Below are 22,854 nucleotides of genomic sequence, written 5' to 3'. Positions count from 1 at the left end.
TTAGAATCGGCCCACCCCTTGAGATACGAGTCTTTTAACGTGAGCCAAGCGCCAATTCAAACTGCGACCTTGAGCTGGAATGAACAGGGTACACCTGTATCGGAACAGTTTGATGACATCTATTTTTCCAATGAAGATGGGCTGGAGGAGACGCACTACGTTTTTCTCAAGGGAAATGGTTTCCCCGAACGCTTTGCCCAACACCCGCGTGATAACTGCATTTTCGCCGAAACGGGTTTTGGTACTGGGTTGAATTTTCTCACCTTGTGGCGCGACTTTGCCCAATTTAAGCAGCAAGATCCCACGGCAACACTCCAGCGATTGCACTATATTAGCTTCGAAAAATACCCCCTTAAGGTCGCTGATTTAGCCGCCGCCCATGCACGTTGGCCGGAACTGGCACTCTTCGCCGAGGAATTACGGGCGCAATGGCCTCTGCCCTTAGGGGGTTGCCACCGTATTGTGCTCGCGCAGGGGGCCATCACGCTGGATTTATGGTTTGGCGATGTCAACACGCTGCTACCACAGTTAGATGCCAGCCTGAATGATCAGGTAGATGCTTGGTTCTTAGATGGCTTCGCCCCCGCCAAAAACCCCGATATGTGGAATGACACGCTGTTTAGTGCGATGTCGCGGATGGCCAGACCGGGAGGGACTTTTGCTACCTTTACGGCGGCTGGATTTGTGCGCCGAGGGTTGCAACATGCGGGGTTTGACGTCGCTAAAGTCAAAGGTTTCGGGCAAAAACGTGAAATGCTGACGGGTACTTTGCCCCAGCGTCTTGATACGCCATCTGAACCCGATACACATTCTCATTCGGACACTCATCCTGATCCTTGGTATCACCGCCCTGCCTCGGCCCATTGCGATGATATCGCCATTATCGGGGGTGGCATTGTCAGTGCATTGACTGCATTGGCATTGCAGCGCCGTGGGGCTAAGGTCACCCTTTATTGTGCTGATGCGCAGCCCGCACAAGGGGCATCCGGTAACCGGCAAGGTGCACTCTACCCGCTTTTGAATGGTAAAAATGACGCATTAGAAACCTTTTTCACCAGCGCGTTTACCTTTGCACGCCGCCAATATGATCAGCTTATTGCGCAAGGCATTCGTTTTGATCACCAGTGGTGTGGCGTCAGCCAACTCGCCTACGACGAAAAAAGTCGCGGCAAAATTGATAAAATGCTGCAAACAGATTGGCCCGCCTCTCTCGCCCAAGCAATGAGCCGTGAACAACTCAGTGCGCTGGCAGGGTTAGATTGCGCCCATGATGGCATCCACTATCCAGCCGGTGGTTGGCTTTGCCCCTCTGACCTAACCCTTGCACTGATGGCTCTCGCGCAACAAAACGGCATGACCTGCCACTATCAACATGAATTGCATCAGTTAGAACGCATTGAAGGGCAATGGCAGCTGACTTTTGTTGAACCACAGGCTGCTAAGCAACATGCCAGCGTGATCCTTGCCACGGGCCACCGCTTACCCGAGTGGGCGCAGACTCGCCATCTGCCGCTGTCAGCCGTGCGGGGGCAGGTCTCGCATATTCCGACTACGCCAGTGCTCAGCCAGTTGCGGCAAGTCCTGTGCTATGACGGTTATCTGACACCCGTGAATCCAGCCAATCAGCATCACTGTATCGGGGCCAGTTATCAGCGCGGCGATCTCGCCACTGATTTTCGGGCTGATGAGCAGCAAGAGAATCGGGATCGATTATTACGGTGTTTGCCACAGGTGAGTTGGCCGCAGCAAGTGGATATCAGTGATAATCAAGCGCGGTGTGGGGTACGTTGTGCTATCCGTGATCATTTGCCGATGGTCGGTGCGGTGCCCGATTATAATGCCACGTTGGCTCAGTATCAGGATCTTCCGCGTCAGAGACAACGTGGTGAAGAGATAGCCCTTGCGCCGGTGTACCCAGAGTTATTTATGGTCGGCGCATTGGGGTCACGAGGTTTGTGCAGTGCGCCATTGGCGGCAGAAATTTTGGCGGCGCAAATGTTTGGCGAGCCGCTACCATTGGATGTTTCTACTTTGGCAGCGTTAAATCCTAATCGGTTCTGGATTCGAAAATTATTGAAAGGCAGACCGGTGCAACAACGCACACCGGATTAATCGAGGCGAACACATCCCGATGAGCTTACACCAGTAAGTGATTCGGGTAAGTGAACGCCGCTAACACCCCTGCGGCTTCAAAGTAAAATATTAACTGGAAGTCATTGGAGTCGCAGGTAGGCAGCAAGTAAACGCATCCCGATGAGCTTACACCAGTAAGTGATTCGGGTAAGTGAACGCCGCTAACACCCCTGCGGCTTCAAGGACAATCAGTTAATGGCTTTCTCAAGCAAACGATCCCACAACCCCAACACCAAAACCTGATCCGGCGGGGAAAGCTCACCGGCCTTAATCGCTTTTTCCAGACTGGCTTGAACACGGGCATGCAATTGCTCAGCGGAATGTTCACCGTTTGCTTCTGACTCAGCGACGGCTAACGTCAGATGACCACGCAGATAACCACCGGCAAATAAATCATCATCACTGGCGTGCTCTACCATGTCATCTATTTGCGCCAAGATATGTGTTTCAAACTCTGCGATCATTACCGGTCCTCAATATAAAATGTATTTTCGCTATGCCCCAAGATGGGGTCTGGCAGCCCAATCGCGACTGAGCGCTAAACCAAGTCTTCCGGATAAGGGAAATGTTCTGGGGCCAGCGGCGGCGTATTGTAGAACGATTGTAGTGCCTGAATAAAGCCCGCAGGTCGTGGGGATACTCCGTTTTTCAAATGCCAAAGTACTTGCTCACGCACTTTACGCTGGAACGTGATTCGATCCGGTTCGCAATCCCCTTCCAAATTGTCGCAACTGACGTTGAACGGGAAACCCGCAGCGACACAAAACATCCACTCTAGCGCCTGTGGCTTAATCTCTACCGCTTCAAACTGGCTTTGGGTTAATGCATCACGCCCATCTGGACAATACCAATAGCCAAAATCGACTAGCTTGCGCCGCTCTTCACCGGCAATACACCAATGTGAAATTTCATGCATCGCACTGGCGTAGTAGCCGTGGGCGAAAATGACCCGATGGTAAGGAAACTCATGGTCGGCTGGCAGGTAGATAGGTTCATCGTCACCTTTGACCAATTGTGTATTGAATGGGCAGCTAAAACTGGCATTAAAAACGTCGATCAACTGCTGATAATGGTGCGTCATGCTTGAGTCCGTAAGAGCGGTATCGCTAGCGGCATAGAGATTCCTCTACGCCTTCTGACACCTAAAGTTATGCGAAAACGTGTAATCCCAGCCAGGAAGAAATCTCGGCACCGTGGCTGTCGTACAGCAATTTGCAGCTCATGACGAATGACACCACGACAATCATGGGACGAATTAATTTCTGCCCCTTGGTTAATACCATATGCGCCCCTAACCGCGCGCCTAACACTTGGCCAACCAGCATCACTAGCCCGATGCTCCACACCACTTTGCCGCCAACGATAAAGAAAATCAGGCTGCCCAAATTAGAGGTGAAATTAAGGACTTTGGCATGGGCGGTCGATTTAGCCAGATTAAAACCGCACAGGGTAACAAAAGCGAGTGCATAGAAAGAACCTGCACCGGGACCAAAAAAGCCATCATAAAAACCGACGCCACCACCCGCAATGAAGGCGAAAGGCACAGGCGACAAGCGGCGCTGTTGGTCGATTTCACCTAATTTTGGCGTCACCAAAAAGTACACACCAATCCCGATCACCAGTAACGGCAAGATCTGCCGCAAAATATCGGCCCGCATATATTGGACCAAAATGGCACCCAGCATCGAACCGACGACGGTTAGCGCAATGGTTAGCTTTTGATCTTTAAGATTCACCGCACCACGGCGAATAAAATAGAGGCTGGCGGAGAGCGACCCGCCAACAGATTGCAGCTTATTGGTCGCTAATACTTGCGCTGGCGGTAATCCGACAGCGAGCAGTGCGGGGACAGTGAGCAAACCACCACCGCCCGCGATAGAGTCAATAAATCCGGCCAACAGTGCAACGACAAACAGTATCCCCAGAAGCGCAGGACCAAGGGTAAACCAATCCATGATTTATTCCGCAGCGAAATGGTTATCCAATAGCGCCTGACAGGAAGGCGGTAATGGTGGTGGTAAGGTTTTACCCGGCTTAGCACTTGGCTGATGAGGCTGGAACCAGCTCTCCAGTTCCGCACCACAACCATCACCCGGTGGCGGTGTATCTTGATCCAAGCATTCCAAGCTATCAGTTGGGCAGCGTAAACGCACATGCATGTGAGCGCGGTGAGCAAACCATGGGCGCACTTTATGCAGCCAATCGCGATCCGTACCAGCATCCAGACAAAGTTGTTTTTTGATGGCTGGATTGACGAAGATACGCGTCACTTCACTATCTTTAGCCGCTAACTTAATCAGACTTTCAATCTGCGGTTGCCATAATGCAGGCACCACACGTTTACCGTCAACGGCAACCAAATCAATGGGTTGTGGCTTAAGTAATTGCTGCTGGCTCCAGCGTTGTTTGGGCAACTGTAACCAGATATCCACATCCAGACCTGATTGATGGCTAGCATGACCACTGCTAAAACGCCCACCCGCTGGCATCGCCATATCACCAATCAGAACTGTACCCAGCTGATTTTTCTCTGCTTTCTCGCTCAGACGGTGAATAAAGTTCAGCAAATCAGGGTGACCAAAATAGCGGCGTTGATCTGGTCGCATCACCTGATATTGTGCTGACTCAAGCGGCAAAGGCATGGCCCCAATCACGCAACCGTTAGCGAAACCGCCGATCGCTTGCGGCGATCCGGCCACTGGGTTTGCAATTTGCTGCCACGGTGTTGCAGCAAGGACGGGGGCCGCAAGGGTCAATGCCAAAAGACCCGCAATCCATTTTTTCATTGTGCCTACCAGCGCGGAACGTCTGAAACCACATCACCACACTGTGCACGTTGACGCAGTAAGTGATCCATTAACACGATAGCCATCATCGCTTCTGCAATCGGCACCGCACGGATACCGACGCAAGGGTCATGGCGGCCACGGGTGACCATTTCAACCGCTTCACCTTGCCGATTGATGGTTTGCCCTGGCACCATAATACTGGAGGTTGGCTTCAGCGCGATATGCGCTACGACAGGTTGACCGCTACTAATGCCCCCCAAAATACCGCCAGCGTGGTTGCTCTGAAAACCTTCGGGAGTGATTTCATCGCGGTTTTCGCTGCCACGCTTCGTGACCACGGCAAAACCATCGCCAATTTCCACCCCTTTCACCGCATTGATACTCATCAGCGCATGGGCTAAGTCTGCATCCAACCGGTCAAATACGGGTTCGCCTAATCCAACAGGAACATGTTCTGCAACGACCGTAATTTTGGCACCAATGGAATCGCCAGCCTTTTTCAGCTCACGCATCAAGGCGTCCAAAGGTTCTAATTTGCTCGCATCTGGGCAGAAGAACGGATTTTGCTCAACCAGATCCCAGTCAATTAAATCGCAGTTAATATCGCCCATTTGGGCCAGATAACCTCGCACCTGCACACCGAATTTCTGCGCCAAATATTTTTTGGCGATAGCGCCAGCTGCGACACGCATCGCGGTTTCACGGGCCGATGAACGGCCACCACCACGATAATCGCGCGTACCGTATTTTTGTTCGTAGGTATAGTCAGCATGACCAGGGCGGAACACATCTTTGATCGCGCTGTAATCCTGCGAACGTTGATCGGTATTTTCGATCATCAACCCGATACTTGTCCCAGTGGTTACCCCCTCAAACACGCCAGATAAAATACGCACTTCATCTGCTTCGCGGCGTTGAGTGGTATAGCGTGATGTGCCTGGGCGACGCCTATCGAGATCCAACTGAATGTCAGCCTCGGTGATGGGAATACCCGGCGGAACCCCATCGATAATGCACCCCAAGGCGATACCGTGAGACTCACCAAAAGTGGTGACGCGGAAAAACTGCCCAATACTGTTCCCAGCCATCACGGCTCCTTACCCTGTAGTGACAAATAAATAGCTCGCTATCCATCCACCAGCTCGATCTTCATCGACCTGACAGATTGTTCAATAGCGATAGTTTCGTTTAAGTATCGATGACTTAATCGCGATACATACTAAAATGTGGCTTGCAATCAATCAATTGCTGTTTAGTCAGCATGAAGACGCCGTCGCCGCCATTGTCAAACTCAAGCCAAGTGAACGGGACATCAGGATATTGATCCATCAAATGGACCATGCTGTTGCCTACCTCGCAAATCAACACGCCGTCATCTTGTAAAAAGTCTGGCGCGCAGGCCAGAATTCGGCGCGTCAATTTCAGGCCATCGCTGCCCGCCGCCAAACCTAATTCAGGCTCAAAGCGGAACTCTTGCGGCAAGTCAGCCATATCTTCGGCATCGACATACGGTGGGTTAGTGACAATCAAATCGTATTTGATCGGTGGCAAATCGCGGAACAGATCGGAACGGATCGGGGTAACTTGATGAATCATTCCGTGCTGCTCGATATTGTGCTCAGTCACCGCCAAAACATCGTTGGAGATATCAACAGCGTCCACTTCGGCTTCAGGGAAAGCATATGCGCAGGCAATGGCAATACAGCCGCTGCCGGTACACATATCTAAAATATGATTGGGTTGATGACGAATCAGCCCGTCAAAGCGGTTATTGATCAATTCACCAATCGGCGAGCGCGGTACCAGTACACGTTCATCCACATAAAATTCCATGCCACAGAACCAAGCCTTATTGGTCAAGTAGGCCACTGGAATACGTTCGTTAACTCGGCGGATAACTCGCTCAACAATGCGATGACGCTCGCTGGAGGTCAGACGCGCATTGCGCATATCCTCTGGAATATCAATCGGTAAAAACAGGCTGGGGAAAACCAGTTGCACCGCTTCGTCCCACGGATTATCCGTTCCGTGACCATAAAAAATATTGGCTGCATTAAACCGGCTGACTGCCCAACGCAGCATATCTTGAATGGTGTGCAGCTCACTGACTGCTTCATCGACGAAAATCTTGTCCAAGGTTATCTCCAACGGGTGCATAAAATCATTCTCTATACCCCTAGTTTGCCATGAAGCCCGCGACAAATCAGCAGCAATACATCAGTTGAATGATAACCCAATAATGATAGACACATTAAAGTCCCAGTCTTAACCCAATTTTTATTTAGGCGGATGACCATCAACAGGTAAACTGAGAGCAATTGAAACAGGCTAATGAACCGATAATGAAAAAAAAATATCACCTGACAGCGGATGAGTTACAACTCTTTAAAGAGTCGATTGCGGGCGCAAAAAAGCTCGAGCAAGACACGATCCTCCACCGTTCGCCACCTAAATTGGGTCAAAAAATTGCGCCTGAGCGATTAATTCAAGAGCAAGTTGATGCCAGCTATTATTTCTCTGATGAATTCCAGCCACAGTTGGATATGGATGGCCCGACACGTTATGTGCGGCCAGGTGTTGATCATTTTGAAGTTAAGAAATTACGGCGCGGTGATTATTCACCCGATATGTTTTTAGATTTGCATGGATTGACGCAAAAACAGGCGAAGCAAGAATTGGGCGCATTGATTGCGGCCTGCAAACGTGAGCATGTCCATTGCGCTTGTGTCATGCATGGTCATGGCAAACATGTTTTGAAGCAGCAAACACCACTGTGGTTAGCTCAGCACCCTGATGTGCTGGCATTCCATCAAGCCCCTAAGGAATGGGGAGGAACCGCTGCATTATTGGTTTTGATTGAGTTAGCTGAGTAATTTAACCACGCGGATATTGAATATGGGAGTACCAAAAAAAGGTGCTCGACTTGCCTCCCCATCGACTTACATCACCTGACTCGCGTGCTGGCGTTTAGGCACCAAGCGATAACCTTGGTTTGTTTTTCATCCACAAACAGAGGTCAAATATGAACACGTTCAGTCAGGTAAATGCATCGTCAGCAACAGCAAAGAGTGGACAAAGAGTTTCGGACCTGATGCCATTCAGGCTTTACAAGCCTCAAATGCACTTAGAGAAGAACCCTACTTCATCCAAACACCCACATGTGCATCATCGCCCAAACAGAGAAATCACAAAACCTGATGAGACTATCGGCAATAATAATATCTACAAAGTTAATCAAGGAGGTGGCTGCAGAGAAATTTATCTCATGGCAGGTTCAAGCGACAACACCCTCGAATTTGGCAGTGGGATTACCCCTGATATGCTGCATTTTGAAAAATCTCCGCATTTCAGTCCATTGTTTCCTAAGTTCACAATCAGTGTGCTTGGTAGTCAATCCGATGATAGTGTCATTATTACTGAGAGTTTGAATGACCGCTTCGCTCTCTCAAGCCGATTCAAAGACATTTCGGTTGACGGCCAAACCCTACCGATGGAAACCATTCGAACTGCACTGCGTAAAAATGAGCAACCGGTCTGGTTAGCAAAAGAAACGCCTCCAGTTTTGGATAATAAAGTTGTACCAATCGTTGAAAAAATTGCGGCCGACACTTTAAAAGCAGCATGCGCCAGCCCGACAGAAATACAAATGTTGACTAACGCTATGGCCTCGTTTGGCGAAAACGGTTTAGTTTCATTTAGCAAGGATGTCATCAGTGACGCAGCTTCAACCCTCTTCAGAGTCGCCTCTCCCCCTCAAGCCTTTCGATTTTTGATGACTACGCTGTAAAATGACAAAAGGCGCAATATTTTCATATCGCGCCTTTTATTTATCTCAAGAACAACCATTCGAATGCAATATCTCGAAATGCCCCTAACACAGTCGCTATATTAGCCGTGGCAGGCTTTCGCCATTAGTTGTGTTGGGCTGACTTGCCAGTCAAAAGTCCCTTTACCCGTTTCGCTGTTTAGCGTGACGCAAGCGACGGCTGAAGTGGCGAACATAGGCGGACATTGCCCTGGGCAAAGTTCAGCCACCAAATAGCCCACCAGCGGTAAATGCGAGATAACCAATACTGCCGCATGGTCTTCTTTGGCAAGTGCTTGCAGATAGCAACAGATAAAAGCGGCATCCCCACCCGGCGTTAATTCGGGCATCACTTCCTGCTCTGCCGGTAGCGTCATGACACCACGCACAACTTCCAAAGTCTGTTCAGCACGCAAGTAAGGACTCACCAGAATCTGATCGACATCGACCGATTGCTCGTTAAGCCAACTTGCTATCTGACGTGATTCATCCTGACCACACAGAGTTAGAGGCCTTAACGCATCACTTGCTGCGTCAAGTACCGCGTCACCGTGACGCATAATGAAAACTTGCATATTGCACCGTTTTTGTTAACCAAATAACGCTATACAGAAACGCTTTGCGTGCTGTACCGCCGAAACCTTTACCCGAAGATAAAGAAACTTCATAACGATAACGCGCCGTCTCTCTATGGCGGCCGGGCATTTTGCCTGAAACTTAAAGTAAATAAAATGGCTGTTTTCACACCGGTTACCCCGGCAGCCAACCCTGATTGGTTACATAATAACCATATCAATAGCTTAATCTAAACTCTACTACCTGCCAATAAGTAGCGATTAATTCATTTTGGCACGAATAGTCACTTCACGTGATTCCGGCTTAAGGTAGCGCGGGTTGCCCCCTGTGTACAGCCACCTTAACCGCAAGAATTGCAGGCAGTGATCCTGCTCACACTCTAAACAACAGGGTTTACAGACACCGTATTATCGCTATTTTCCTCTGGGTAAAAACGCTGGTGATGTTCAGCCATGGTGACCAGCAACGGGCAAGGCTCAAAACGATCACCGTACTGTTGCGCCAGCAATTTGAGCGTTTTCACGACGGTATCGGCACCCAAACTATCCATATATCGGAATGGCCCACCAAGGAACGGCGGGAAGCCAATACCAAATACCGCGCCAATGTCACCATCCCGTGCATGACGAATGATGGACTCATCTAAGCAGCGAGCGGCCTCGTTCAGCATCATCATTGTGCATCGCTGCGCTATCACAGCCGCGCCAAGATGGGGCTTAGGGGTGACGCCAAGTAACACATAAACGCTAGGATCCACTTGTTTTGCTGTGCTTCGTTTCCACTTAAATCCGCTGCTTTTTTGGGTAGGGTATAAATAAAAACCACGGCCGTTTTTGCGCCCTTTGCGGCCATCTTGCAAAATGACATCAAACGACGACGGCGCAGCAAAACGTGGCCCTAATTGTTCAACCAGAATCGGCATAATTTTAGTTCCCACATCAATACCGACTTCATCCAGTAATGTGATTGGCCCCACAGGGAAACCAAAATCAACCAATGCACTGTCGATAGAATCGATAGGTTCCCCGTCTAGCAAGCAGCGGGAGGCCTCATTGATATAAGGGGCCAAAATGCGATTGACATAGAAACCGGCGCGATCAGCCACCACAATGGCTGTTTTCCCCTGTTTACGGGCTAAAGCCACTGTCGTCGCAATGGTTTCTTCGCTGGTTTTTGCATGGGGGATCACTTCAACCAACGGCATTTTATCGACGGGACTAAAGTAATGTAGGCCGATAACTTGCTCTGGTCGCTGCGCCTGAGCTGCAATTTGGCCGATGGGCAATGACGATGTATTGGAGGCAAAAATGGTATGCGCCGCGCCAAAACGCTCAATATCTGCAACCATTTGTTGCTTCAGAGATAAATCTTCAAATACTGCCTCAACCACGATATCAATGGTGTCAAAACCACGGTAATCCGTGCTACCAGAAATTAGCATCATCTGTCGTTGCCGCTCAGCGGGGCGCATTCGTTTGCTGCGCACGCGTTTACCTAGAGCGTCCCACGTATATTTGAGCGCCTGATTGATCCCTTGTGGATTAATATCTTTGATGCGAACAGGTAACCCCGCGCGGGTTGCCGTGACATTCGCAATGCCGCCACCCATCAGCCCGCCACCAAGCACCCCAACACGGTGAATAACACGAGGCTGTGCATCCCCGCCGGTTTCTTTTTTCAGTGATGTAGTGGCAAAAAACAAGCTGCGCAATGCCGCAGATTGCGGGGTCATGGCTAATTCACCAAATGCAGTCGCTTCAGCCTCATAACCACTGGCACTGCCGTGATCCAGCCCCTTACGCACCACGTCAATAATACGTTCAGCTGCTGGATAATGGCCTTTGGTCTTCGCCAGCGTTTTCTTGCGCACAATGCTAAAGAGAAGTGCTTTACCTAATGGCCCACTGAGCAAACGCTCTTGCCAAGGCAATACGGGCTTATCAAGCCAACCGGCTTTGGCTCGTTCGATAGCCACTTCCAGCAAAATATCTCGTGGTACCGCATCGTCCACCAGCCCCATTTTAAGCGCCTGACGAGCACGAACCTGCCTGCCTGTTAGAATCATATCCAACGCCTTACTAACGCCCACTAGGCGCGGTAAGCGTTGTGTTCCGCCAGAACCGGGCAGCAAGCCCAGTTGTACTTCAGGCAGCCCCAGTACTGTTTTATCGTCCAATGAACAGATACGACTGTGGCACGCCAGCGCCAACTCTAAGCCACCGCCGAGACAAGCTCCGTGGATAGCCGCGACCACTGGCACAGGGAATGCCGCGATTTGAGCTAAGATTGATTGCCCTTTTTGGGCTAATTTCCGCGCATCTTGTGCGCTACGGCAAGCTGCAATCATGGTGATATCAGCCCCCGCAATAAACGAATCTGGTTTACCTGAAATCACCACCAGCCCCTGTAATTGCGGCAAAGCCTGCGCTTGTTGCAGTATTTCGGCGATTTGTGCTGCAAATTCAGCCTTTAAGGTATTCACTTTATCGCCAACAACATCGATGGTGATCACCCCGATATTGTCAGGCCGAAGAGTGAGGCTAAATACAGAAGGAGTCATTGCTGCGGTCTCTACGACCTTCGGCTCATCACGGGTATTAAGTCCGTTTACTTGATTCATTACTCCACCTCCAAAATCATCGCGGCACCTAATCCACCGGCAGCACAGGCAGTGGTTAACCCTAACCCGCCGCCACGGCGACGCAATTCATTCAATGTTTGGGTAATCATACGTGCGCCAGTGGCCGCAAAGGGGTGACCATAAGCAATTGAGCCACCCAACACGTTGAACTTGCTCATATCAACTTCACCAATAGCTTGGTTACGCCCCAATTTTTCACGCGCAAAAGTCTCGCTGGCAAACATTTTCAAGTTCGCCAGTGTTTGTGCCGCAAAGGCTTCATGCATATCAATCAAGGTTAAATCTGCTAGCGTGATGCCAGCACGATCAAGTGCCAGTGGCGTTGCATAAGAGGGGCCTAACAGCATGTCTTGCCAAACATCAATCGCGGAAAAAGCAAAACTGCGTAGGTAACCTAATGGCTGTAAACCGAGCGCTTTCGCTTTTGATTCGCTCATCATCATCACTGCCGCTGCACCGTCAGTCAGTGGCGTACTATTGGCTGCCGTGACACTGCCGTGCTTGCGATCAAAGGCCGGGCGCAGTTTGGCGTATTGCGCCAATGTGGAATCTTTGCGGATATTGTTATCTTCGGCAATCGCATCACGATAAGGCGGGATATAGGCCGTCATGACTTCATCCTGCAACAGCCCCTGCTGCCAAGCTTGTGCCGCCATTTGATGCGAGCGCAACGCTAATGCATCCTGATCTTCGCGGCTAATACCATAGGTTTTTGCCATCTGCTCAGCCGTATCTCCCATGCGTAAACCCGTGGAATATTCTGCCACTGCGGGGGCTACGGGTAGGAGGTCACGTAATTTTAATCGGCTGAACAATTTGAGGCGCTGAGATAAAGTGCGCGCTTTGTTGACGTCAACCAAGGTGCGCGCTAGCGCTTTGCTGACACCAATAGGCAACACGGAAGAAGAATCTGCCCCTCCTGCCACGCCCACTGTCACTGAACCCGCAATGATACTTTCCGCGACATTGGCTACCGCCTGAAAACTGGTGGCGCAGGCACGTGAGACACTGTAGGCATCGGTATGCACACTCATGCCCGTACCTAAGACAATTTCGCGAGCGATATTAGGCGCTTCCGGCATTTGCACGACTTGGCCGAAGACCAATTGATCGATGAATTCAGGAGCGACGCCACTGCGAGCCAGTAATTCGCTGACCACCATTTTGCCCAAATCGACGGCGGGCACGCCATGGTAAACAGTTGCCTGCTTGGCAAAAGGGGTCCGCAGGCCGCTGACGATGGCAATACGATCGCCCTGACGCGTCACTAGCGGTAATGGCTTACTCATAAACGCTCCCGATAAATAAAAGTGGCAGTTGTTAATATAGCAAAGTAATAAAGAACAGGTCTGACCTGATCTGATGATTGTTAACCAAATATTTACATTCGGTAAACCTACAGAGCAGGAAAGTGAGAGCAGGAGCAACTTTTTGATGTAAAAACTGCTTGGTGTAATAGCTACGGGAACGGGGAGAAGAAACGAAAGTAGAATTGTCTCAGCGAAAACAATGCATTTAACGCAATAAATTCATTAAAGAAAGATAAAAAAACGCGAAGCCTAAAGCTCCGCGTTAGATGATAGCCAATTTAGATATCAGCGTGAATATTAACGCAAGCCCAACTGGAAAATCATGGTTTCTGCTTGGCAGGAGAAAGTGAAATCTATCGTTAAGCGTACACCACCCTCAACGTCTTCCAGTTTATGTTCAATCAGGCAAGGCTCTGACTCAACGGCGCGGGCTTTCTCGGTCAGCGATTTCAGCATAGCTTCTGCGTCAGCGCGGTTGTCAAACACACAGCTGTAGGATGCAGTACAGTCAGTATTGTCCATGACAGTGCCTACATCTACGCAGCAACACGCTGCCGTTTCTTCAGCACTACAACGGTTTTTGATTGGACGATCGGTTGTATCTGACATCTTCAATTCTCCTCAACGGACATTTCAAAATAGGTGAAAATTGCCTAGCAGCGAACGCAAATAGTAATAAATACAAAAAAAAGTCGATTTGTCGTAGAAAAATTTTTCTCTGTTGTTATTTTACTCCCCCAAACACGAAGGCACTAGAACTTACTGTTTATAGGCTTATTAAGTGATGGATATCACAGTCGTTTTGTTAGTTTGCTCATCAATAGCGCATAAATTGATACGGAAATGTAAGTTTTTTGTTAACTACGTCTATTTTTTGCGATCAATTTTGAACAAATCTTAAAACACACTTGCAACACTCATACAGGTCGGACCTATACTTCAGCCACTGGTCTGCTTTGTCTGACAGATAACGGACCCTACAATCCCGCATTCTCTTGTTACGGTATGTAACATTAATTAAAACAATGAGGTTTTGGTCATGAACCAGAAAAACCTGTTTACTCGATCAGCTCTGGCAGCTGCAGTAGCAATTATCTCTTCAAACGTATCTGCGGCAGGTTTCCAACTGAATGAATATTCAGCCGCTGCATTGGGCCGCTCTTTCTCTGGTGAAGGCGCTGTTGCCGACAACGCATCTGTTGGTAGCCGCAACCCCGCCGCAATGACTATGTTTGATCGTCCTTCATTCTCTGGCGGTTTGGTCTATGTCGATCCTGACGTCAATATCAGTGGTACGTCACCTGTCAGTGGTCGTAGCACCGATGCCAATAACATTGCGCCATCAGAGTGGATTCCAAACATTCACTTTATTATGCCGCTGAACGAACAATGGGCAATTGGTGCCTCCGGTACCTCAAACTACGGATTGGCAACTGAATTCAACGATGATTATATTGCCGGTTCATTGGGTGGGCAGACCGACCTTAAAACCGCTAACCTGAACTTGGCGGCAGCTTATCGTCTAAATGAAAACTTCAGTTTCGGTCTGGGCTTTAACGCAGTTTATGCCGATGCGAAGATCGTGCGTCATATTGGTGAACTGGGTGGCCCAACCATTCCAGCAAAAACAGAAGTCACCCGTATGGAAGGTAAAGAGTGGGGCTATGGCTGGAACGCCGGTATCCTGTATGAAGTGGATAAAGAAAACCGTTACAGCTTCACTTACCGTTCAAAAGTTAAAATTGATTTTGATGGCGATTTCAGCAGCCAGTTACCACCACCTAGAGGCACTGGCGGTGCCATCATCCCTGGTGCGTTAACCCTGAACCTGCCAGAAGTTTGGGAAGTGTCCGGCTACAACAGAGTCGCGCCGCAATGGGCAATTCACTATAGCTTGGCCTACACCAGTTGGAGCCAATTCAAAGAGTTGAAAGCAACCGGAACCAACGGTCAGGTACTGTTTGAGAAGGATGAAGGGTTCAAAGATGCTTACCGTATCGCGTTAGGTACCACCTATTACTACGATGATAATTGGACCTTCCGTACTGGTATCGCGTTTGATGATAGCCCAGTTCCAGCCAATAACCGTACTATCTCTATTCCAGACCAAGACCGTTTCTGGATAAGTGCCGGTACCACTTACGCCTTCAACAAAGATGCATCTGTTGACGTCGGTATCTCTTATATGCACGGTCAGAACGTGCATATCACTGAGAGAACACCGGCAGCATTGGGTAATGTTCCGTACCAATTCGACTCAAAAGGTACTGCACTGCTGTACGGCGTTAACTTTAACTACGCTTTCTAATCAGTTGATATTGGCATCTCGATGCCCACAAAAAAGCGCCTTTCGGCGCTTTTTTATATATTGTTTTTTATAAACAGTTAGTTAAGCAATCAAATGCTCGCCACCAATTAGAGGAATAAGCCTCGCTAATACCTCATCATATAAGCCAGCTTCGGACTCAATGACAAATTTGGCTTTGCGCTGACGCCAGCCAAAAGTTTGGATTAATGTCGTTGCCACTACGCAGGGCGTATCCAAGTTGGTGACCGAGACTTCTGTCGGTGAACCACGCACGCTACTACTGACTGGGCAACACATCACCAGCCCCGTAAGCCGGTTATACGTTTCATGCGAAAGAATTAACGCGGGACGATATTTACCAATTTCTTTTCCTTTCGTTGGCTCAAAATCCAACCAACAAATATCACCACGCTTTGGTATATACATTAATAATCAAACTCCCTTTCCGTGGGATCGCTCCGTTCATCCGCATGAGCTGTGTAAGCGGTCAGACCGGCCAGTAAACTCTCTTCGGTAAGCGGTTTTTTGACCACTTTTTGAATGACTAATCCCTGCTCGCTAATATCAATATCGACGGTATCACCGACTTCAAAATTTGGGATGGTTTTTAGATTACCGGATAAACGTAATGCAACGCTATTACCCCATTTTAGCAATGTAGCTTGGGCACGCATGAAAACCTCCTGCACTTTGTGTCTCTACGATGAGTATACACAACGATGCCACGTAGATACATCGTAGATACATCGTAGATACATCGTAGATACAAAAAAGCGCCTTTCGGCGCTTTTTTAAATTCTGCTCTCGTCACTGTTGACTGACTGAATCGATCAGTTTGCTGAGTCGATGCTTTCCAAGTCACCCTCAATGGCCTGAGCATTTGAGTTGACTTCCGGTTTCAACTGGCCACCATTGGCTAAGAAATCATAGCGTTGGAAGTACGCTTCACGCACCATCAAATATGGGTCTGAAGAGTTACGCAGCAAGCCATCTGAATCTAGCAGTTGCGCACGCGTCTCTATCCCTTCAACCATCCATTTACCCGCTGACATCCAGAAGGTCAGATAGCTTAACACCGGATAGACGAAATCAACTGCGTCTCCGCCATCCTCACGGATCGTGAAACTGCCGTACCCTGGTAATACCACATATGGCCCATAACCGACATTATAGTGGCCCAGCGTACTACCAAACCGATGCGGAACTTCCTTCGCCAGTTTAGGGTTCGCCATTCCAGCCACATCAATCAAGCCACCCATACCCAAAATAGTATTCAGGAAGAAGCGGTTAAAGTGCTTCATGGCGTTATAGGGGTCACCCACTAAGAAGCTGTTGACCATGCTCGCCGGCTCTTCAAGGTTCCCCAAGAAGTTACTCATGCCATTACGCGCCGGTTGCGGCACATAATCACGCCAGACAACGGCAACTGGGCGCACGACGTAAGGATCAAGAACTTCATAGTTGAAATTGAACATTGCCCGGTTAAAACCTTCTAGCGGATCCGAGCGGCCTTGCTCACTGTGATCCGGCGAGCTACTGGCACACCCGACTAATAGTACGGTTGCAAAAGCCAGCCCAATCAGGCGGTAGTTCATATGTTTCTCCATGAAATTCTTGCTAGCCCCTTACACTTAAGGGGTCTGCTTATTTATCTCAACATTTATCGTCTGAGGCTGCCCTTTTCCACTGAAATCCTGCACATCGCTTTCGCCATACCAGTCACCCGACTGCGGATTGACCGTGCCATCTCGCGAAATACGCGCACGCACTTTTACCTGCTGCAACGATGAAAGCAAGCGCTCAGGCATCATTGCATTGCTGTCATCCAGCGCGATAGATAGCGGGAATCGACTCAACGGCAATTGCTTTACGGCAACCGGCACCGGATTTGTGCCATCGGTTACCGATAAAATCAGTGTTCCCTGTTGGGGTAACTGTCGGGTTGCTTCAGATGATAGTGAAACCTCTATTCCCAGTGTAGCTGTTTCCTGCCCAGCCTGTGATCTGGCTTGTGCAATACTGCGTTTTATCACTTCTACGCGTGAATCGCCAGCCGGCAGCAATTTTAGCATAACTTCCCATGCGCCAATGGCTTGTTTAAAATCGCCTTGCTCAAAAGCATTAAAAGCTAATAAGCTCATGGCTCGCAGGTTGTTGTGATCCTGCCCCACCATGCTCCGCAGCATCTGAGTGGCTAACTGATTATCTTGTGGATCGTTGGAACGTGTCAGCACTTCTGCATAACCGAATCTGACATCATCATTCGTCGGCGCGAGCTGGTAGGCCTTGGCAAAGGCTTGAGTCGCGGTCGTGGCGTTATTGAGCGCCATCCCGACTCTACCCAGCATCATCCAATCGTCGACGTTACCTTGATCATGCTGCAAAGACGTCCGCAACCCCAGCCCTAAACGCGCGATCTCTTCCATGGTGAGGGGTTCAGCCCGTTCATTGGCCACTCTGGCGCGTAATTCAGGCATTTGCGCTTCGACCTGATGCCACGCTTGCACCTGCGTTAAACCACCCGTTTTTAGGTATAAGCCCACAGAAAGCAGCACCATAATGATGACGCCAGGCAATAACGCCCAGCGGTTGATTGGGCTTCTGGTTTCTTCTGCTTGCTGGGGAATATCCGTCAGTAGGTTTTGTTGCAGCTCTTGAATCAATTCAGGCCGCTGCTCAACGACACCTTGCGCTTCATCTTCAGCCAGTTCAGATAATCGGTCTTGATAAATAGCCTTGTTGAGCGCATCCCGGGTCGTCACCCCGGAAGGGTTATTCTGTCGCATGGCCGGAATGACCAATAAGGCCCCCGCGACCGCCAGTAAAATAATCACTATCAGCCAAAAAGCCATTATGGTTGTTTCCTGTCAGTCGGTTCTGATTGGGTCGAATGTTCAGCCAACAATTTTTGTAATCGCTGCCGTTCCTGCTCAGAAAGCGGTACGTCTTTCTCTACTCGCCGACGAGCGCGTAAGACAACCACTGTTGCGCCAATGAGCACAAACAGCGCGGGCCCAACCCATAAGATGATTGTCGCCGCTGTCACTGGCGGTTCATAAGTCACGAAGTTACCGTAACGGGCCACCATATAATCAATGATTTGCTGTTTGGAGTTCCCCTGCTGCTGGAGTTCGTACACCTTTCCACGCATATCCGCGGCAATGATGGCATTGGAATCAGCAATGCTGTTGTTCTGGCATTTAGGGCAACGTAGCTGCTCGGTCAGCTCGCGATACTGCTGCTCTTGCGCTTCAGATTTGAAGGTGTAGGTATCGATGGCCGCAAAGACACTCCCACTCAGCAACAGGCCAAACATCAGGCTCAGTAATTTCATGCGCCCCCCTGATACTTTTTATAAAGCGGTAGAATTTCTTGCAACCAGACGCGGTCATTGAGATCACCCGCATGGCGATAACGAATAATACCTTGGCCGTCGATCAAGAACGTTTCCGGCGCACCATAAACCCCCAAATCCAGCCCTAGCATGCCATCGCCGTCGTACAAACTCAGCGCATAAGGATTACCTAATGAATTGAGCCACTGCACTGCTTTCGCGCGATCGTCTTTATAGTTCAGTCCTACCACGCGAATACCTTGCGCGGCCAACTTGTTCAGATATTCATGCTCAGCTCTGCAAGTCGGGCACCACGTCGCCCAAACATTCAGTAGCATCGGTTTGCCATCATGCAGCACCGCTTGATCAAAGGTTTTCCCCGGTTGATCGAGCGACTCTAACTTGAACATGGGAACCGGTTTACCAATCAGCGCAGACTCCAACATCGTGGGATCGTCGCCATTCGCATTGCGGGTCAATTGCACTAAAAAGGCCACCACCAGCAGCAAAAATAGTATCAACGGAATAAACATCAGCTTATTAAATGAAGTTCCAGATTTCATTGTTCAGCCCCAGGTTTTAATTTTTTACTCATCCGATAGCGCGGATCGAACATGCAGAAGATGCCGCCGATAGCCATAAACACCCCGCCGTACCAGATCCAACGCACAAAAGGTTTGTAATACAGACGCACCGCCCACGAACCGTCATCCAGCTCTTCACCCAATGCGGCGTATAGATCCCGAGTCAAGCCACCATCAATGGCCGCTTCCGTCATCATCGAACGGGCCACACTGTAATAGCGTTTTTCTGCATGTAAGGTCGCTTCCGGTTTGCCATGACGGGTCACATCGATGATCCCAACACCACCGGTATAGTTTGGCCCTTTAACATCATGAACATCTCGGAAAACAAAGTGATAATCGTGAATATCAATGCTATCACCGGCTTTCATGCGCACATCACGCTCGACGCTGTAATTCTGGCTGAATGCAATCCCAATCACCGTCACCGCGACACCCAAGTGGCCCAGCACCATACCCCAATGACTGCGAGAGAGATGGCGTAGACCTCGCCAAAAACCGTGGCGATGCGTCGCGCGCTCATGCAACTCCATTAATGTCAGGATAATCACCCAAATCGCCATCATTAGCCCGACCACGGTCATTCCGGCGATAGTGTCTTGCAGCAACCATGGCAACGAAATGGACAATAGCAAGGTGACGACCAAGGCTACACCCAGACGTCGCCACAGCTTACTCGGTTCATCACGACGCCAACGGATCAGCGGCCCAATCCCCATCAACAGTGCCATGGGTGCCATCAGCCAAGTAAACATGGTGTTAAAGAAAGGCTCACCGATAGAGATGCTGCCCAACCCGAGCTGTTTGTGCACCAACGGCAGTAATGTTCCAAGTAGCACCACCAGTGTGGCAGCAATCAACAACACGTTATTGCCGAGCAAGAATGTCTCACGCGAGAACACTTCATGCTGAGTCCGGCTGCGCACTTGTGCACCTTTCACCGCGTACAGCAGCAAAGAGCCGCCAATGACGATCACCAAGTAGGCGAGAATAAACATGCCGCGTGCCGGATCAGAGGCAAATGAATGCACCGACACCAATACACCGGAACGCACCAAGAATGTCCCCATCAGACACAGCGAAAATGCGCTGATAGCCAGCAGTACCGTCCAAGCTTTGAAAGTACCGCGTTTTTCCGTGACAGCCAGCGAGTGAATCAGCGCGGTACCGGCTAACCAAGGCATAAAGGAGGCATTTTCGACTGGATCCCAGAACCACCAACCGCCCCAGCCAAGTTCATAATAAGCCCACGCAGAACCCAGCACGATCCCCAAAGTCAGGAACACCCATGCGGCCTGAGTCCAAGGCCGCGACCAGCGCGCCCAAGCACTGTCGAGCCGACCGGCCATTAATGAAGCAATAGCGAACGCAAAAGCCACGGAGAAACCGACGTAACCCATATACAGCAACGGCGGGTGGAATATCAGCCCGATATCCTGCAACAGAGGGTTCAGATCGTTGCCATCAATGGGGAAGTCCGGCAAGGTGCGAGTAAATGGATTCGAGGTCAGGATAATAAACAGCAGGAAGCCTGCCGTGATCATCCCCAATACTGAAAGCACTCTTGCCACTGCATCTTCGGGCATTGAACGGCTAAACAACGCCACGGCTAACGACCAACAACTGAGTAGCAACACCCACAACAGCAGCGACCCTTCATGCGCGCCCCAGCTCGCCGCGATCCGGTAATAGACCGGCAGGTGCGAATTCGAGTTGGCCGCCACATAAGAGACAGTGAAATCATTCACCACAAAGGCATAAATAAGGCATATAAATGAAAGTGCGATCGTCGCGAACATGCCATAAGTCAGTGGCCTGCCGGTTGCCATCATGCGAGCATCTTGACGTGCTGCTCCCCACTGAGGATAAAGGCTCAGTAGCAGCGAAATGGCGAGGGCCAGACATAATAGAAAACTGCCAATTTCAGGCATCATGAGGCATTGCCCCCACTGTTGGCATTGTTGTAAACCTCTGCGGGGCGCGTATGGTTTTCTTTCATCGCTTCTTTCACTTCTGGTGGGGTGTATTTTTCATCATGCTTTGCCAGCACTTCTTTGGCGTTAATGGTATTGCCTTCGGCGAATACGCCTTGTGCGACCACACCCTGCCCTTCGCGGAACAGATCAGGCAGAATGCCGGTATAAGTGACGGTGACGACACCCCGCGCATCGTAAACCTTAAAACTCATTTCCAGCGTTTTATCATCCCGCTTGACGGAGCCCGGCATAACCATGCCGCCGATGCGTAAGCGTTGGCCAATTTCGGGCATCTCATGACGTTCGCCTTTGCCCTCAATGATCTCGCCCGGTGTATAAAACAAATCAATATTGGCGCGTAATGCATAGAGCACCAGTGTGGTGGTCAAACCAAGACCGATGAGCACCGCTAACGCCAGATAGAGCCGGCTTTTTCTACGTGGGTTCACTGGTGTCCCTCCTGCGAATGAGCGGCATGCTCACGAATACGCTGTTCTCTGGCTTGGCGGCGCTGGATATCTGCGATTAATTGTTTGTGCTGCCACAGGGTATGTAGGTAGAGGCCCAGCATCGAGATTAAGGTGACCGCGACGGCCAGCCAGACATAAAAGGCGTAACCGCCCATGGCAAAAAATGCCGTCCAAGAATCAAAAGCCGGATTCATACACGAGGCTCCTTACGCAATAAGGCACTGACCCAAGGGCGATGGCGCTCTTGCTGCAAAATCAGATTGCGCAAGCGCATTAAAGTGAGGGTAACAAAGCACAATAGATAACCGAATATCGCCCAGCGCAGTGGTGAACGCATGCTTGGGTCAATACTTTGCTGCATGTTGGTCGAACCTTGATGCAAGGTGTTCCACCAAACGACGGAATAATGAATGATAGGAATATTCACCACGCCCACTAAGACCAAAATACCGGCGGCACGTCCGGCCAATTTGCGATCTTCAAAGGCGTTATACAGGGCGATCACCCCAAGATAGAGGAACAACAGCACCAACTCAGAGGTCAATCGCGCATCCCAGACCCACCAAGTTCCCCACATCGGTTTACCCCAGGTGGAACCGGTCGCTAAAGCAATAAACGTAAATACCGCGCCAACGGGTGCCATGGCGGCGAGCACGTTCTCGGACATTTTCATTTGCCAGACCAAACCAACAAACGCCGCGATAGCCATCGACATATAGATGCCCATCGACCAGATTGCCGCCGGAACATGTATATAGATGATACGGAAGCTGTCACCTTGCTGGTAATCCGAAGGGGCGAAACCAAATCCCCACACCCAACCGACGATCAAGCAGATGGCAGCGCCAATGCCCAGCCACGGAATAAATCGGCCACACAACTGATATAGCCGTTCGGGTTTTGCCAATTGATGAAACCATTTCCACAT

The 22,854-nt window shown here is 49.9% G+C and carries 24 protein-coding genes; 4 read left to right on the top strand and 20 right to left on the bottom strand.

Going from position 1 to position 22,854, the window contains the following annotated elements; genetic code table 11:
* The first annotated feature begins 39 nt into the window (after window positions 1-39).
* Entirely contained in the window at window positions 40-2,112 is a 2,073-nt protein-coding gene (gene mnmC, locus DA391_RS07015; RefSeq protein ID WP_108087489.1) for a bifunctional tRNA (5-methylaminomethyl-2-thiouridine)(34)-methyltransferase MnmD/FAD-dependent 5-carboxymethylaminomethyl-2-thiouridine(34) oxidoreductase MnmC, read from the top strand.
* Window positions 2,113-2,321: 209 nt separating this feature from the next.
* Here the strand turns inward: mnmC and DA391_RS07010 are convergent, their stop codons facing one another.
* From DA391_RS07010 to prmB, 6 genes are all read right to left on the bottom strand, one after another.
* Entirely contained in the window at window positions 2,322-2,597 is a 276-nt protein-coding gene (locus DA391_RS07010; RefSeq protein WP_050080032.1) for a YfcL family protein, read from the bottom strand.
* Window positions 2,598-2,671: 74 nt separating this feature from the next.
* Window positions 2,672-3,214: an elongation factor P hydroxylase gene (locus DA391_RS07005; protein ID WP_108087488.1), complete on the bottom strand. Its 543-nt coding sequence runs from the start codon at window positions 3,212-3,214 to the stop codon at window positions 2,672-2,674.
* Window positions 3,215-3,281: 67 nt separating this feature from the next.
* The gene (locus tag DA391_RS07000; RefSeq protein WP_019210715.1) at window positions 3,282-4,088 is read right to left on the bottom strand and encodes a sulfite exporter TauE/SafE family protein; all 807 of its coding nucleotides are present in this window, start codon (window positions 4,086-4,088) and stop codon (window positions 3,282-3,284) included.
* Window positions 4,089-4,091: 3 nt separating this feature from the next.
* Window positions 4,092-4,919 (bottom strand): penicillin-insensitive murein endopeptidase, encoded by an 828-nt coding sequence (mepA, locus tag DA391_RS06995; protein WP_108087487.1) that lies wholly within the window; start codon window positions 4,917-4,919, stop codon window positions 4,092-4,094.
* 5 nt (window positions 4,920-4,924) lie between these two features.
* On the bottom strand, window positions 4,925-6,010 hold the full coding sequence (gene aroC / locus DA391_RS06990) for a chorismate synthase (RefSeq protein WP_050080035.1): 1,086 nt from the start codon (window positions 6,008-6,010) through the stop codon (window positions 4,925-4,927).
* Window positions 6,011-6,125: 115 nt separating this feature from the next.
* Window positions 6,126-7,058: a 50S ribosomal protein L3 N(5)-glutamine methyltransferase gene (gene prmB, locus DA391_RS06985; RefSeq protein ID WP_050080135.1), complete on the bottom strand. Its 933-nt coding sequence runs from the start codon at window positions 7,056-7,058 to the stop codon at window positions 6,126-6,128.
* 206 nt (window positions 7,059-7,264) lie between these two features.
* On the opposite strand from prmB, the gene smrB reads away from it, so the two are divergent.
* Complete coding sequence (smrB, locus tag DA391_RS06975) at window positions 7,265-7,795, top strand: endonuclease SmrB (protein WP_050080036.1); 531 nt, start codon at window positions 7,265-7,267, stop codon at window positions 7,793-7,795.
* Window positions 7,796-7,944: 149 nt separating this feature from the next.
* Entirely contained in the window at window positions 7,945-8,709 is a 765-nt protein-coding gene (locus tag DA391_RS06970) for a hypothetical protein (RefSeq protein WP_145566288.1), read from the top strand.
* A gap of 101 nt (window positions 8,710-8,810) precedes the next feature.
* Here DA391_RS06970 and sixA read toward each other — a convergent pair whose 3' ends face one another.
* From sixA to DA391_RS06945, 4 genes are all read right to left on the bottom strand, one after another.
* Window positions 8,811-9,302 (bottom strand): phosphohistidine phosphatase SixA, encoded by a 492-nt coding sequence (gene sixA, locus DA391_RS06965; protein WP_050080038.1) that lies wholly within the window; start codon window positions 9,300-9,302, stop codon window positions 8,811-8,813.
* A 380-nt stretch (window positions 9,303-9,682) separates the two neighbouring features.
* Window positions 9,683-11,863, bottom strand: coding sequence for a fatty acid oxidation complex subunit alpha FadJ (gene fadJ / locus DA391_RS06955; protein WP_072189273.1), 2,181 nt, complete (start codon window positions 11,861-11,863; stop codon window positions 9,683-9,685).
* Between the two features lie 59 nt (window positions 11,864-11,922).
* Window positions 11,923-13,233 carry an acetyl-CoA C-acyltransferase FadI gene (gene fadI / locus DA391_RS06950; RefSeq protein ID WP_050080040.1) on the bottom strand — a complete coding sequence of 437 codons (1,311 nt, stop codon included), beginning with the start codon at window positions 13,231-13,233 and terminating at the stop codon, window positions 11,923-11,925.
* Window positions 13,234-13,551: 318 nt separating this feature from the next.
* Window positions 13,552-13,863: a YfcZ/YiiS family protein gene (locus tag DA391_RS06945; RefSeq protein WP_019210778.1), complete on the bottom strand. Its 312-nt coding sequence runs from the start codon at window positions 13,861-13,863 to the stop codon at window positions 13,552-13,554.
* 430 nt (window positions 13,864-14,293) lie between these two features.
* Here DA391_RS06945 and fadL point away from each other — a divergent pair, with 430 nt between their 5' ends.
* Window positions 14,294-15,562: a long-chain fatty acid transporter FadL gene (fadL, locus tag DA391_RS06940; RefSeq protein WP_057644295.1), complete on the top strand. Its 1,269-nt coding sequence runs from the start codon at window positions 14,294-14,296 to the stop codon at window positions 15,560-15,562.
* An 81-nt stretch (window positions 15,563-15,643) separates the two neighbouring features.
* Here fadL and DA391_RS06935 read toward each other — a convergent pair whose 3' ends face one another.
* The 10 genes from DA391_RS06935 to DA391_RS06890 all read right to left on the bottom strand — a co-directional run bounded on the left by DA391_RS06935 (window position 15,644) and on the right by DA391_RS06890 (window position 22,854).
* Window positions 15,644-15,988 carry a type II toxin-antitoxin system PemK/MazF family toxin gene (locus DA391_RS06935; protein WP_108087484.1) on the bottom strand — a complete coding sequence of 115 codons (345 nt, stop codon included), beginning with the start codon at window positions 15,986-15,988 and terminating at the stop codon, window positions 15,644-15,646.
* On the bottom strand, window positions 15,988-16,236 hold the full coding sequence (locus tag DA391_RS06930; protein WP_019210781.1) for an AbrB/MazE/SpoVT family DNA-binding domain-containing protein: 249 nt from the start codon (window positions 16,234-16,236) through the stop codon (window positions 15,988-15,990). Before DA391_RS06930 ends, DA391_RS06935 begins: the two co-directional genes overlap by 1 nt.
* Window positions 16,237-16,392: 156 nt before the next feature.
* A complete protein-coding gene (gene mlaA / locus DA391_RS06925; RefSeq protein WP_072084578.1) occupies window positions 16,393-17,157 on the bottom strand; it encodes a phospholipid-binding lipoprotein MlaA in 765 nt (254 codons plus the stop codon).
* A gap of 36 nt (window positions 17,158-17,193) precedes the next feature.
* Window positions 17,194-18,414, bottom strand: coding sequence for a c-type cytochrome biogenesis protein CcmI (gene ccmI, locus DA391_RS06920; protein WP_050080044.1), 1,221 nt, complete (start codon window positions 18,412-18,414; stop codon window positions 17,194-17,196).
* The gene (locus tag DA391_RS06915) at window positions 18,414-18,896 is read right to left on the bottom strand and encodes a cytochrome c-type biogenesis protein (RefSeq protein WP_050080045.1); all 483 of its coding nucleotides are present in this window, start codon (window positions 18,894-18,896) and stop codon (window positions 18,414-18,416) included. The genes ccmI and DA391_RS06915 overlap by 1 nt, the downstream gene beginning before the upstream one ends.
* Window positions 18,893-19,459, bottom strand: coding sequence for a DsbE family thiol:disulfide interchange protein (locus DA391_RS06910; protein ID WP_049606756.1), 567 nt, complete (start codon window positions 19,457-19,459; stop codon window positions 18,893-18,895). Before DA391_RS06910 ends, DA391_RS06915 begins: the two co-directional genes overlap by 4 nt.
* On the bottom strand, window positions 19,456-21,414 hold the full coding sequence (locus DA391_RS06905; protein ID WP_050080046.1) for a heme lyase CcmF/NrfE family subunit: 1,959 nt from the start codon (window positions 21,412-21,414) through the stop codon (window positions 19,456-19,458). Before DA391_RS06905 ends, DA391_RS06910 begins: the two co-directional genes overlap by 4 nt.
* On the bottom strand, window positions 21,411-21,905 hold the full coding sequence (ccmE, locus tag DA391_RS06900; RefSeq protein WP_019210787.1) for a cytochrome c maturation protein CcmE: 495 nt from the start codon (window positions 21,903-21,905) through the stop codon (window positions 21,411-21,413). The genes DA391_RS06905 and ccmE overlap by 4 nt, the downstream gene beginning before the upstream one ends.
* Window positions 21,902-22,120, bottom strand: a complete 219-nt coding sequence (gene ccmD / locus DA391_RS06895) for a heme exporter protein CcmD (RefSeq protein ID WP_050080047.1) — start codon at window positions 22,118-22,120, stop codon at window positions 21,902-21,904. Before ccmD ends, ccmE begins: the two co-directional genes overlap by 4 nt.
* A complete protein-coding gene (locus DA391_RS06890) occupies window positions 22,117-22,854 on the bottom strand; it encodes a heme ABC transporter permease (RefSeq protein WP_050080048.1) in 738 nt (245 codons plus the stop codon). The genes ccmD and DA391_RS06890 overlap by 4 nt, the downstream gene beginning before the upstream one ends.

It is taken from the genome of Yersinia massiliensis, from assembly GCF_003048255.1.
Classification (GTDB): Bacteria; Pseudomonadota; Gammaproteobacteria; order Enterobacterales; family Enterobacteriaceae; genus Yersinia; species Yersinia massiliensis_A.
This window is presented reverse-complemented; position numbering and strand designations above follow the sequence as displayed.